General features: G+C 74.6%; 9 protein-coding genes. 2 read left to right on the forward strand and 7 right to left on the reverse strand.

All coding sequences use genetic code 11. The features are described from left to right. Window positions 1–7: 7 nt before the first annotated feature. The 3 genes from MCBG_RS19820 to MCBG_RS19830 all read right to left on the reverse strand — a co-directional run bounded on the left by MCBG_RS19820 (window position 8) and on the right by MCBG_RS19830 (window position 5943). Window positions 8–2854: a hypothetical protein gene (locus tag MCBG_RS19820; protein ID WP_043327637.1), complete on the reverse strand. Its 2847-nt coding sequence runs from the start codon at window positions 2852–2854 to the stop codon at window positions 8–10. Continuing rightward, the gene (locus MCBG_RS19825) at window positions 2847–4640 is read right to left on the reverse strand and encodes an HSP90 family protein (RefSeq protein ID WP_043327638.1); all 1794 of its coding nucleotides are present in this window, start codon (window positions 4638–4640) and stop codon (window positions 2847–2849) included. Before MCBG_RS19825 ends, MCBG_RS19820 begins: the two co-directional genes overlap by 8 nt. A gap of 163 nt (window positions 4641–4803) precedes the next feature. Then, window positions 4804–5943 carry an FAD-dependent monooxygenase gene (locus tag MCBG_RS19830; protein ID WP_043327639.1) on the reverse strand — a complete coding sequence of 380 codons (1140 nt, stop codon included), beginning with the start codon at window positions 5941–5943 and terminating at the stop codon, window positions 4804–4806. 90 nt (window positions 5944–6033) lie between these two features. On the opposite strand from MCBG_RS19830, the gene MCBG_RS19835 reads away from it, so the two are divergent. Together MCBG_RS19835 and MCBG_RS19845 are read left to right on the forward strand one after the other, a co-directional pair. After that, on the forward strand, window positions 6034–6633 hold the full coding sequence (locus MCBG_RS19835) for a TetR/AcrR family transcriptional regulator (protein WP_043327640.1): 600 nt from the start codon (window positions 6034–6036) through the stop codon (window positions 6631–6633). A 15-nt stretch (window positions 6634–6648) separates the two neighbouring features. Beyond that, the gene (locus MCBG_RS19845; protein WP_369799316.1) at window positions 6649–8370 is read left to right on the forward strand and encodes a sigma factor; all 1722 of its coding nucleotides are present in this window, start codon (window positions 6649–6651) and stop codon (window positions 8368–8370) included. A gap of 55 nt (window positions 8371–8425) precedes the next feature. Here the strand turns inward: MCBG_RS19845 and MCBG_RS19850 are convergent, their stop codons facing one another. From MCBG_RS19850 to MCBG_RS19865, 4 genes are all read right to left on the reverse strand, one after another. Next, complete coding sequence (locus tag MCBG_RS19850; RefSeq protein ID WP_043327642.1) at window positions 8426–9328, reverse strand: sulfurtransferase; 903 nt, start codon at window positions 9326–9328, stop codon at window positions 8426–8428. Between the two features lie 89 nt (window positions 9329–9417). Further along, on the reverse strand, window positions 9418–11514 hold the full coding sequence (locus MCBG_RS31235; RefSeq protein ID WP_140946291.1) for a gluzincin family metallopeptidase: 2097 nt from the start codon (window positions 11512–11514) through the stop codon (window positions 9418–9420). 158 nt (window positions 11515–11672) lie between these two features. Beyond that, the gene (locus MCBG_RS19860) at window positions 11673–12119 is read right to left on the reverse strand and encodes a hypothetical protein (protein ID WP_043327643.1); all 447 of its coding nucleotides are present in this window, start codon (window positions 12117–12119) and stop codon (window positions 11673–11675) included. 2 nt (window positions 12120–12121) lie between these two features. Beyond that, window positions 12122–12892 carry an SGNH/GDSL hydrolase family protein gene (locus MCBG_RS19865; RefSeq protein ID WP_043327644.1) on the reverse strand — a complete coding sequence of 257 codons (771 nt, stop codon included), beginning with the start codon at window positions 12890–12892 and terminating at the stop codon, window positions 12122–12124. Window positions 12893–12971 lie beyond the last annotated feature (79 nt).

Here is a 12971-nt window from a genome sequence, read left to right on the forward strand (position 1 = left end):
AGTCGCCTCAGTCCTCCTCGATGCCGTGCTCGGCGCGGACCGTCGCCGCCTCGGCCGGCCGGCCCTGGTCGTCGAGCGCGCGGGCCAGCAGCCAGGCGGCATGCGCGGCGGGCCGGGAGCCGGTGGGCAGACCACCCAGCACCGGACGCAGCAGCCCTTCGGCCTGCTCCGGCCGGCCGTCGCGCAACAGCAGCTCGCCGGTCAGCACCTCGACCTGCGCCGCCTCGCCGAACGCCTCGATCGACCGGAGCCGCCCCGGCACACCCTCCAGCCGGTCCAGCGCGGCGGTGAGCCGGTCCTCGCCGATCAGCACCCGGGCGACCGCGTCGGCGGCCATCGCCCGCTCGTACGTGACCACGGGCGGCTCGTCGGGCTGACCGGAGACCGCGGCCGCCGCGGCGTCCACCCCCTCGATCGCGGCCACCGCGGCCGGCAGGTCACCGGACCAGTGCAGGGCGAGGAGTTCCCGCCGCCGGGCCCGCAACTCGTCCACCTGGAATCCGGCCAGCCGCCACGCGCTGGCCGCCGCCGCGAACCGCTGCGCGGCCAGCGCGTCCCGGTCGGCGTCGTAGAGCAGGCCGCCGGACTCTTCCAGCACCTGCGCCCGGCGGGGAAGATTGTCCGGCCCGTCCAGGTTCTCCGCCAACGTGTCGAGCACCGCGAGCGCCAGATCCGTCTCACCGAGCCCCGCGTAGATCCCCGACAGCATGTGCCGGCACCGGTCCGCCTCCGCCTGCGCGCCGGCCCGGTCCAGGCCGAGCACCGCCTCCTCGGCCACCTCGGCGGCCTCGGCCAGCCGGCCGGCCATCCGGTACGCCTCGGCCAGCTCCCACCGCAGCAGCGCGTCGCCCTCCAGCCCCTGCTCGACGCAGAGCGTGACCGCCTCGGCCAGATCGTCCACCGCCTCGCCGGCCCGGTCGGCGGCCAGCAACGCCCGGCCCCGGGTCACCCGCAGCGGCAGGTGGGCGCCGGCCGGGGCGACAGTCAGCGCCTCGTCGCAGGCGGCCACCGCGTCGGCCGGATCGTCGGTGGAGCGGGCGTACGCCAGGCAGGCGCTGGTCAGCATCTCGGCGTCGCCCAGCTCGCCGGCCAGCCGGCGGGACCGTGCCGCCGCGTCCCGGAACTCCTCGGCCCGCTCCAACTGCTCCAGCACGTGCGTGCGGTGCAGCGCGACCCGCCCGGCCAGCCACGGATCGGCGTCCGCCTCCGCGTCGGCGCGGTCGAGCGCGTCGAGCGCCTCCGCCCACCGCTCCCGGTGCACGTGGGCGAGCGCGAGCCGGTCCCAACCGGCGGCCCGATCCCGCGGTTCGCCGTGCGCGGCCAGGTACGCGGCCGACTCCCGGGCCAGCGTCAGCCCCTCGTCCGCGCTCTCCTCGGTCATGCTCAGCAGCACACCGAGCCGCCCGGCCACCACCTGCGCCCGCAGCGGGTCCGGCACCTCCCGCCACGCGGCCAGCGCCTCCCGGTTGACAGCGGTCGCCACCGCCACGCCGTCGTCGTCCTCCTGGGACAACTCGCCCGCCCGCAGCTCCAGCCGCCACGCCCGGGTGGCCGGCGGCAGGTCGGCGTCGCCGTACCGCTCGTCGTACGCGCGCAGCACGGTGCCCAGCCCCTCCCGGCAGTTGGTGCGCCAGCACTCCTCGGCCAGCGCCAGCAGCTCGTCGGCGCCGGCGTCGGCGGGCACGCTGACCGGCGGCTCGGTCGTCGCCCGGTCGTCCGGCGCGGTACGCGGCGCGGGCACCACCGGGCGGCGCACGCTGGCGGAGAGCGGCAGGTGCTCGCCCTCCGGCCCGGCCACCAGCTTCCGGGCGATCAACGCGGACTGGTGCGTGGTGCCGTTACGCGCGTCGAAGCGCCCGGCCAGCCCGGTGGCCGTACCGGCCAGCTCGTCGGCGAGCGCGCCCACCGGCACGTCGGCGGCCGGCCGGTCACCGGAGGCGCGACGGTGCACAGTCAGCTCGGCCGGCACCTGACGCAGCGCCGCCGACGCGGCGGCCGCGAAATGCATCGCGGCAGCCGGGGTGGGTGCCCGGTCCAGCCAGTCCAGGTGCCGCTCGACCAGCTCCAGCGCGCGGGCCTCGTTGCCGGTCGCGGTGCAGAACTCGATGTGCTCGGCGACGTCCCACAGGTTGGCCAGGTGCCCACGCAGCCGCCGGTACGCCTCCCGGTGCGCGTCCCGCGCGGCGTCGCCCCGGCCGGTCTCGCGGTAGGGCGTGAGCAGCGCGGTGAGGATTCCCTGCGGCTGCTCGCTGCAGGTCAGCCGGCCGGCGAGCACCGGCTCGGCGAGGGCCACCGCCTCCTCGTGCCGGCCCAGCCGGACCAGGTGCGCGACCTGCGTGGTCGGGTCGCAGCCGGCGCAGTCGGAGAGCGTGTCGCGGGGCGTGGTCATCCACTTGCGGTACCACTGCTCCGCCGCGTCCTCATCGCCCACGTGCGCGGCGACCAGGTAGCGGTGCTTGTGGACCGCCTGCAACGAGTGCCCGGCGTCGCGGTAGCGCCGCTCCATGTCGTCGAGCACCGCGTACGTCCGGTCCAGCGGCAGCTCCGGGAACTTCACCATGGCGTTGACCATGTACTTGAAGGCCCAGAGCAGCTGGTGCGTGTAGCCCTGGTGGTAGGGCTGCGGATCCTTGTCGTACTCGGACAGGCACCAGGAGAACGTGACGAACGACTTCGCCGGTTCGCCGCCGTAGACGTACGCGGTGGTGCCGGTGACCCGGGCGGCGAAGGCGAGGTGCCGGTCGTCGCCCGCGTCGGCGCGGCGCAGCAGTTGTTCCAGCGCGGCGATCTGCCCCGGGCCGTACGGCATGGTCTCGATCTCGTGGTGCATGCGCCAGAGGTCGTCGTCAGTCACGGGTCACTCCCGGTACGGCCCGGCCGAGCAGGCCGAGGAAGGAACTGTTCAGCAGCGCGGCGTCGGCCGCCCGGATCGGGTGGTGCCCGAGCAGCAGGGCCTGCCCGTAGAGCGCCTCGACGGCCAGCCCGACCAGCTCCGGGTCGGCGAGCGTGGTCACCCGGCGGACCAGCGGGTTGCGGTGGTTGAGCACGAGTTGCGGGCGGTCCGGCGGGGCGGAGGCGGCGAGCGCGTCGAGCACGCCGCCCCACAGCTCGTCGGCCTTGTCCCGGCTGGCGGCGAGCTGGTCGTGGAACGCGGCCGAGCGGGACACCAGGTAGAGCGCGGGCAGCGAGACCGGGTCGTACGCCCGGATGACGACCTCGCAGCCGAGCCGTTCCAGCGCCCGCTGCGCGCCGGTCAGGAACGGCCGCAGGGCCAGCTCGGTCGCCGGGTCGAGGATCTCGAACCGGGTGGTGAGGTCACTCGGCTCCAGCCGTTCGATGAGCACCGATCGATCCACTGTGGGCAATCGCTCGATCAGCTCGGTGTCGTACGTGTAGCCGCCGTTCACCACCGCCAGGTCCTGCGCGGCGGCCACGGCGGCGAGCTGGCGGAACTCGTCCAGGCCGGCGGCGTACCGGAGCACGCCGTGGCGCTGCCGGAACTCGGCGAGCGTCATCGTGCCCACGTTGGTGTCCATCGGCCACCACTGGTCGACCAGCCGCAGCATCTCGTCGTCGTGCATCGCGAGCGCCTTGACGCCGAGGTGGTGCACCTGGAGGAACTCGCCGAGCCGGCGCGGGTCGTGCTTGGCCAGCCGCACCAGCCAGCCCCGGATCTGGTCGCCGAGCGCCTCCCGAACGGAGGTGAGCAGCGCGTCCTCGTAGAGCGCCTCGCGGCTCGCGGTCGGGCGCAGCTCGCTCGCGTCGACCACGCAGTGGGCGAAGAAGGCCCACTCGGGCAGCAGCCCGTCGGCGTGCTCGCTGAGCAGCATCCGCTTGAGGTAGACCCGGTGCCCGGCGCGGGCGGCCGGGTTCACCGCGGTGGGCAGGATGAACGCCACTCCGGTGAGGCCGGCCTCAGGCACCGACAGCGGCACCACGTCGAACGGGACGAACCCGAGCAGCTCCTGCGCGTACCGCTGGAGCCCGGCGCGGTCGACGGGCGCGCCGGGTGTGGTGGGCCACGGCGGCGGCCCGGAGGTGGTCGACATGTCGCCGACCCGGACGTCGACCGGCAGCAGGCTGCCGTAGAGGCGGGCCAGCTCGGTGACGGTGGGTACGCCGAGCCACTGGTCGGCGTCGCGCCGGGGCACCAGCGTCACTGTGGTGCCGGGCTCGTCGCGGGCCTGCTCCGGCTCGGCGAGCCGCACCGCGTACCGGCCGTCGGACCAGCCCGTCCAGAGCACCGTGGGCTCGTCGGCGTGCCGGGTGACCACCCGGATCTCGTCGGCGACCAGGAAGCAGGAGAGCAGCCCGATGCCGAACTGGCCGAGGAACTCGTGCCGGGAGAAGCCCAGCTCGTCGCGTTTGGAGCTGCGGCCGATGGTGGCGAGCAGCTCGTGCACCTGCGCCTCGGTGAGACCGATGCCGGTGTCGTGCACGCGCAGGGTGCCGTCGCCGGTCAGCTCGGGCGGCTCGATGCGTACCCGGGCCGGGGCGTTCGGCTCGGTGGACCGGCGCGCGGTGATCGCGTCGACGGCGTTCTGGAGCAGCTCGCGCACGTAGACGCGCGGGCTGCCGTACAGGTGGTGACTGAGCAGGTCGACCACGCCACGGAGGTCCACCTGGAAGGTGCGGTCCAATCGCGCTCCCGGTTCGGATTTCGGCGCTCACCGTACCGGTCAGCGCCGACAGTGTCCGACCCGTTTCATCCCTCCCCCGCCCACCCACCTCCTCGCTGATCTTGCACTTTCCGCCCGGTCGAAGGCGCACAAAAAGGACCCGTCGAGGGCCCGAACTGCAAGATCAGCGGGGTGGGGGTTCGAAGCCGGCGAGGCGGGTTGCGATTCGGGCGCGCATCGGGGGGAGGGTGGAGACCGCCTGGAGCAGGAGGTTTCGCAACGGGCGGAGTGGGGGTGGGGCGGCGGCTAGGCGGGTCAGGGTGGCGGCGAAGCCGAGCACCTCCTCGGCGCGGGGGCGGCGGTCGGCCGCGTACCCGTCGAGGGCCCGCGGACCGGCGGCGAGCGCGTCGCCGAGCGCGACCGCGTCGCGCAGGCCGAGATTCATCCCCTGCCCGCCGGCCGGGCTGTGCACGTGCGCCGCGTCCCCGGCGAGCAGCACCGGCCCGCAGCGGTAGGTGCTCGCGATCCGGTGGTGGATCCGGAACCGGGACGACCAGTCCATCCCGGTGACCCGGTCCGGCCGGCGCGCCGGACCGCGCTCGTCGAGCAGCGCCTGGAAGTGGTGCGCCTGCGGGTCGCGCGGCGCGTCCGCCACCGCGGCGACCAGCCGCACCGTACCGTCGGGCAGCGGCGCCCAGACCAGCGGGCCCCGCCGGGACAGGAAGAGGCTCACCTGGTCGCGCGGCAACGCGCTGTCCACCCGGACGTCGGCGAGCAGGAACGACTCCCCGGGGTCGGCCGGGCCGCCGAAGCCGATGCCGGCGAATTCGCGGACCCGGCTGTGCATCCCGTCCGCGCCGACGACCCAGCGCGCCCGGACCGCGCGACCGCCGTCGAAGCGCGCGAGAGCGCCGTCGCCGTCGAGGTCCAGGCCGGTCATCTCGTACGGCCGCAGCACGCGCCCGCCGAGCGCGGCGAGCCGGTCGGTGAGCACCGCCTCGGTCTCCGCCTGCGAGATCAGCAGCGCGTACGGGTAGCGCGACGGCAACCGGTCGAAGGGGACGGTGAGCAGCACCCGGTCCCGGTCGCGGACGCTGAACCGGGCCGAGCGCAGCCCTCGGGCGGCCAGCGGCGCGGCGACAGCGATCCGGTCCAGCACTTCGAGGGTGCCGGCGTGCACGACGGCGGCGCGCGACGTGACGGGCGGCTCGGCGAGCCGGTCGACGACGGTCGCGGCAACCCCGTGCCCGGCCAGCGTCACGGCCACCGCCAGGCCGGTCGGCCCGGCGCCCACCACGAGGACGTCGGTGCGTTCGGGCAGCATCGCTCCCACCTCCGGCTCGGTCAACAACTGTTTGCCAACACATGTTGACTTCACTGTAGAACCAATGTCAACACGTGTTGGCCTACAGTCGTGGACGTGACCGAACCCGCCACCCGAACCCGCCGCTCGGACGCCACCCGGGCGGCCATCCTGCGCGCCGCCCGGGAACGCTTCGCCGCCGACGGCTACGACCGGGCCACCATCCGGGCCATCGCCGCCGACGCCCACATCGACCCGTCGATGGTGATGCGCTACTACGGCAGCAAGGAGGGACTCTTCGCCGCGGCGGCCGAGTTCGACCTGCGCCTGCCCGACCTGGCCGAGGTGCCGCCGGACCGGCTCGGCGAGACACTGACCCGGCACTTCGTACGCCGCTGGGAGGCGGACGGGACACTCGTCGCCCTGCTCCGGGCCGCCGCCACCAACCCCGGCGCGGCCGAACGGATGCGCGGCATCTTCGCCGGCCAGCTCGCCACCGCGGTGGCCCGGTCGAGCGCCGACCCGGCGACTGCCGAGCGGCGGGCCGGTCTGGTGGCCAGCCAGATCCTCGGACTGGCCCTCACCCGGTACGTCGTCCGGCTGCCACCCGTGGTGGACCTCGACCCGGAGGAACTGACCGCCTGGGTCGGCCCGACGATTCAGCGCTACCTGACCCAACCTTTGCCCCCGTCCCGCGCGTCTGGCCGGTGACGGAGGAGGAGCCGGATGGGGCGTGACTCGGACGACGGGCGGGCGGACTACCTCGCCTTCGTCGAGTCGCACCAGCACCGGCTGCTGCGCGCCGCGTACCTGATCTGCGGCAACCGGCACCAGGCCGAGGACCTGCTCCAGGACGCGCTGCTCAAGCTGGCGCTGCGCTGGCCGTCGGTGCGCGACGGCGACCCGGCCGCGTACGTGCGCGCCATCCTCTACCGCGACGCCGTGTCCTGGTGGCGACGCCGGCGGCGGGAGTGGCTCAGCGCGTACCCGCCGGAGCGGCCGGACACGGACGGCGACCTTCACCGCCGGGTGGGGCTTGAGCGCGGTGGTGAGCTGCGCCGCCTCCCAACCCCCGTACACGTCGGGTCGCAGCTCGGCCAGCAGACCGCACAGCGTCTCGTTCCACGCGGCGCTCGGCGTCACGGTCGGCACCGTCAAGAGCCAGTGCCACGACGCGCTGCGCCGGCTGCGCGACGTGGTGCCCGCCCCCGGCCGGTCCGGCGACGGCCTGGCCGCCGGAAGCGAGGTGAACCCGTGAACGAGACGGAGCTGACCCGGCTGCTGACCCGGGCCACCGAGGAGATCCGCCCGACCCGGCCGGCCGCCGCCGGATGGGAACGGGCCGGGCGGGTCCGTCGTGCCCGCCGCGCCGCCGGGGCCGCCGCCGTCGCCGTGGTCCTGGTCGGCGGCGGTACGACAGCGCTCCTGCACCGCTCCGGCCCGCCCCCCGCGGCGCCACCCCGCCCGGCGGTGACCTCGGCCCCCAACGCGCCGGTCGTGCAGCGGCCCCCGGACCGGCTCGGCGAGGCGGGCTACCCGCTCGGCCGGCTCGGCGACCGGGTCGGCGCCGACCTCTCCGACCGCCCGGTGAGCCGGGCGCTGGCGCTGTACCAGCCGGTCGACCCGGAAACCGGCGAGGCGGGCACGGTCCGGGTGCTGGGTGACGACGGCATCGTCCGGGAACTCGACGTGGTCACGCTCGCGCCCACCCGCGACGCCGGGGGCAACGAGGCGACGGCACTCAAGCCGGGCAGCCTGTCGCCGGACGGCCGGACCGCCGCGTTCGCGCAGACCGGCGAGGTGGTGGTGGTCGACCTGACCGACGCCGAGGTGCGTCGCTATCCGCTCGCGGGCTACCTGGAACACGTGGTCTGGGCCGGTGACCGGCTGATCGTCGGGGACAACGACACCGCGTACGAGCTGGACCGGCGCACCGGAGCGGCGCCGAAGCTGACAGTCGACCCGTGGACGCTCGTCGTACCCGAGCCGGCCCGGTCCGGCGACCTGCTCACAGTGGGCGGCTGGTCCGGGGACGGCGGCCTGGCCGTACGCCGGTTCCCCGCCTCCGGCGGCGCGCCGGACCGGCTGCCGGTGACCACCGGCGCGCTTCCCCCCGGCTACCGGCTGGACGAGGTGTACGGACGGGGCTGGCAGCGCGGCGACCGGATCGGCCAGGCCGGGTGGACCACCACCGCCAGTGGCGCCGGCACGATGAGCGGGGGCGAGGGCGTGGCGGTGCTGGACGCCCGCACCGGCGCGGTGACCCGCCTGCTCGACCTGGGCCGGGAGGGCCGGGCCAAGGCGTGCTGCGAGGTGTACGGCTGGACCGCCGACGGCGGCCTGCTGTTCCGCTACGACGCCGGGCTGGCCCGCTGGCGACCGGAGACCGGCGCTGTCGACCTGGTGGCGGCCGACGTCCCCGGGAGCCTGTCGATCGCCGCCCGCTGACGGGTCCGGAACGCGGCCGGTCCCGCCGCGGTGACGGCGGGACCGGCCGGGACGCTCAGCGGGTCAGGCCGCCGGGCTGGTCGCCCTTCACGACGGGAGCCCGGACCAGGTTGCCCCACTCGGTCCACGAACCGTCGTAGTTGCGCACCTGCGGGAAGCCGAGCAGGTGGTGCAGCACGAACCAGGTGTGGCTGGACCGCTCGCCGATCCGGCAGTACGCCACCACGTCGTCGGACGGGCTCAGCCCGAGCTGGTCGGCGTAGATGGCGCGCAGTTCGTCGGCGGACTTGAACGTGCCGTCGTCGTTCGCGGCGGACTTCCACGGCTTGCTCACCGCGCCCGGGATGTGCCCGCCACGCAGCGCGCCCTCCTGCGGGTAGTCCGGCATGTGCAGCATCTCGCCGGTGTACTCGCCCGGCGACCGCACGTCCACCAGCGGCCGACCGGCCGCCACGTGCGCCATGACCTGCTCCCGGTACGCGCGGATCGGCGCGTCGTTGCGCTCCGGCACCGGGTACGAGGCGCGGGGCCGGCTCACCTTGTCGCGGGTCAGCTCCCGCCCCTCGGCGATCCACTTCTGCCGGCCGCCGTCGAGCAGCCGTACGTCCGGGTGACCGAAGAGGGTGAAGACCCAGAGGGCGTACGCGGCCCACCAGTTGAAGTTGTCGCCGTAGAAGACGACCGTGTCGTCCCGCCCGATGCCCTTGGCCGCGCACAGCTCGGCGAAGCTCGCGGCGTCCAGGTAGTCGCGGGTGACCTGGTCGTTGAGTTCGGTGTGCCAGTCGACCTTGACGGCGCCGGGGATGTGGCCGGTGTCGTAGAGGAGCACGTCCTCGTCGGACTCGACCACCACGAGCCCTTCGTCGCCCAGGTGCTCGGCCAGCCATTCGGTGGTGACCAGGCGCTGCGGGTCGGCGTACGACTGGAGATCAGGATGCGGATCGCTCGGCACAGGCATGATCCCCAAGGTACGCCGGATCGCGGGCCACGGATGTGACACCGGCCCCACCGCCTCGGAAAGGTGGTGGGGCCGGCGCGGTCAGGTGCTCAGCCCTCGGCCACCAGGAACGTCCAGACCTGCTCGGGCGAGCGGGTGCCGTCCGCGGTGACCCCGACGACAGTGAGCGTGTGCGTCCCGCCCTCGGTGGGCGTCCAGCTCACCGTCGCGCGGTTGCCGGTCTCGACGCGTTGCTCGACGCCGTCGTCGAACCGGTAGAGGAAGGCCACCGTCGTGGTGAGTTGCGACGTGAACCGGAACTCGCCCGGCTGGCCCGGACCGCCCATGGGCACGTCCGTCCGGTACGGGTCGGCGGTGACGGCGGGGCGCAGGTCCCGCACCCGGAAGGAGAAGGTCGCCGGCTCCGACACGGTGCCGTCCCCGCTCACGCTGCGCACGACCAGGTTGACCACGCCCGCCTCGGTCGGCGCCCAGGTGACAGACGCGGTGCCGTCGGCCTGCGCGGCCACCACCTGCTGGTCCTCGCCGGTGAACTGGTAGCGGTAGCTGACCGTGTCGGGCAGGCGGGGGGTGAAGGTGAAGACGCCCGGAATGCCCTGCCCACCGCTGGGGATGGGCAGGTAGACGGTGGCCGAGACCTTCGGCGCGGTCGGCAGGCTGAACTGCCGGTTGCTGGTGGCCTCCACACCGTCGGCCGTGACGCTGGTGACGGTGAGGGTGCGGGAGCCGCCCCGGGTCGCGGTGACGGTGATCGCGGCGGAGCCGTCCGCCGCCGCGTCCACCGTCTGCTCGGGGTCGCCGTCGAGGGCGTAGCGGTAGCGCACCACGCCGTCCATCTGCGGACGCAGCTGGAACGTGGCAGGCACCCCGATCTCACTCAGCCGTCCCTCCACGACCGGCGACACGTCCGAGGCGCGGAACGTGTACTCGGTGGTCGCCGAGCGGTTGCCGACCGCGTCGAGGCTCCACACCCGCAGGGTGTTCGGGCCGCTGTCCGGGGTGAGCGTGACGGTGGCCGTGCCGCCCGTCCGGTCCGCGTCGATCGTCTTCTCGACGCCGGAGTCCAGCGAGTAGCCGTACCGCACCACGTCGGCGGCGCCGTTGGCGGTGAAGGTGAACTCGCCGGGCAGAGCCGGGTACCACCCGTCGTCGTCGGGGAAGTCGGTCGACGTCACGACGGGCGGCGTGGCCGGCCCCCGGACGTCGAGGCGGAAGTAGCAGACCGGGCTCCACTCGCCGGTGGCCCGGCTGTCCGCCGCCCGCATCTGCCAGGCGTACGTCCGGTCGTGCTCGAACGGCGACGGATAGATGGTGTCGTAGCGGCCGACGGCCCGCTCGCCGTCGCGCGCGTAGTCGGTCTGCTCGATCCGCGCCTCCGGCTGATCGACCGGCCAGGCCGCGAAGGAGACGGTGAGCTGGTCCGTGCCCCCGCTGTCGTTGCGGTCCCGGTCGTGCACCACTCCGGAGGGGGCGGGGTAGCGGATCACCTGGTACGGCTCGGTGGTGGTGCACGCCGTGCCGGTCTCGCTCCGCAGGTCGGTCGGCACGCCGGGGCGGAAGTTGTAGTCGATCGAGATGCCGACCTTGCTGGCGTACTTCCGTGCCAGTGCCGGGTCCCGCTCGGCGTCGGCGGGCAGCCGCAGCGAGAGGGTCAGCGTCGACCGGCCCTCGGCGAGCGCCTGGCGCAGCCCGTCGAGCGCGTCGAACTCCACCCGGGGCGCCGGGCAGACGGTCTGGTCGCTGAGCTGGCGGCTGTCGACCAGCCCCAGGTCGGCCGGGGGGTTCCGCCAGCTCGACCGGGCGGTGTAGGCGGCGGTACGCCGCAGCTCGACCACGGGACGTCTGGTGCAGTCGCCGCCTGCCGTCTCCTTCACGTCGAGGACTGCGGACTCGATGTCCGCTCCCCGGTAGCGGGAGATGTCGAACGTGAAGTAGGCGCGCGACGTGTGCGGGCGGCCTTTCCCGTCCTTCCACGTGCCGACCGGCACGTCCCCGGACCGGTCGATGTCGACCGTGGTGGGCGAGTGCGAGTCGGTCCAGGCCCACGAGGTGTTCGTCTCGTAGCGGATGTCGTACGCGGCTGCCGGCGCCGCGGTGGCAGCCACCGTTCCGGCCGCGACCACCATCGACAGCGCGGCGGCGAGCACGCCTCGCCGGGCGGTTCGACGTGGATTTCTGTCAGGCATGAGGGTCATCCCTCATCCACCTTTCCCCGATTTCGCCCCGTACTCGATCGACGGGGGTAGCGGATGCTATCCAGTGGGGCGGACATCGGGCGATCCCGATAAGCGGGCAACCGGACACATCGGACGAACGGCGGTGAAGGTCGAGCCGTGCGGCGGGGTCAGGCGCGGCGGTGCACCAGGCGGCCGGCGACCACTGTGGCCAGGCAGGCGCCGTCCGGGCCGAACACGGCGAGGTCGGCCCGCCCGCCGGTCACCAGCGCTGGCGGCCGCACGCCGGGCAGCACCGCCACGTCGTTGCGGGCCGCGGCAGCCCGCAGCGCCGGGTCGGCCACGTGCTCCTCGACCACCGCGGCGACGCCGAGCCGGAACAGCGCGTGCACCCGCTCGCGCGGCGTGGGCGCCGGGGGCAGCGGACCGTCGTGCACGAGCGCCGGCCCGAGCGTGCCGGCCCACCGCCGCACCCGCATCCCGGGGTACGCGCCGGGAAGCTCGTCCGTCGGCACGATCGCCTCGACCCGGTCACCGGCGACCACGACGGCCAGCCCGGCTCGGGGCGGGTCGTCGGCTGTCAGCCGCAGCAGGTCGGCGGCGTGGACGGTACGCACACTCAGTCGCGCTCGACCGGCCCGAGCACCGGCCGCTTGGCGGTGACGAAGTCGCCGGAGGACCGCCCGGTCAGCCGGCGCCTGATCCACGGCGCCAGGTGCTTGCCGGCCCAGCGCAGGTCGGCGGCGCGCGCGGCGAGCCACGGGCTGGGCGCCGGGTGCGGCGGGACCAGCAGCCACTCCTCGTCGCAGCCGACGCCGAGCGCGGTGAGCACCTGGGCGGCGACCCGGCGGTGGCCCGCCGCCGACAGGTGAATCCGGTCGGTGCTCCAGAGCAGCGGGTTGAGGTAGGTGTCGTCGGAGTACAGGTCGACCAGGATCGCGCCGTGCCGCTCGGCCACCTCGCCGACCACCCGGTTGAGCAGCGTCACGCGCGGGGCCATCAGCCGCTGGCCGGGCAGCCGGGACATCACGTCGGCGAACCGGAACAGCACCACGTCGCTGCCGCCGGAGCGCAGCCGCTGCACGACCGAGTCGAAGCGGGGGACGAACGCGTCCGGGTCGAAGGTGCGGCGCAGCACGTCGTTGCCGCCGGCCGCGAAGCTGATCAGGTCGGGCTTCATGGCCAGCGCGGACGGCACCTGCTCGGCCACCACGTTCGGGAACAGCCGGCCCCGGATGGCCAGGTTGGCGTAGCCGAAGTCGGGCCCGGCCTCGACGGCGAGACGGGTGGCGACCAGATCGGCCCAGCCCCGGTAGCTGCCGTCCGGATACGCGTCGTCCATGCCTTCGGTGAAGCTGTCGCCCACCGCCACGTAGCTGCGCCAGCGCACGGCGCCTCCCTCAGACGTCCCGGCAGAAGTGCGTCGCACAGTCTGTCACCGCGCGGGCCGCTCCCGCTGGCCCTGGACG

This window comes from Micromonospora sp. M42, from assembly GCF_000568915.1.
Lineage (GTDB): Bacteria > Actinomycetota > Actinomycetes > Mycobacteriales > Micromonosporaceae > Micromonospora > Micromonospora chalcea.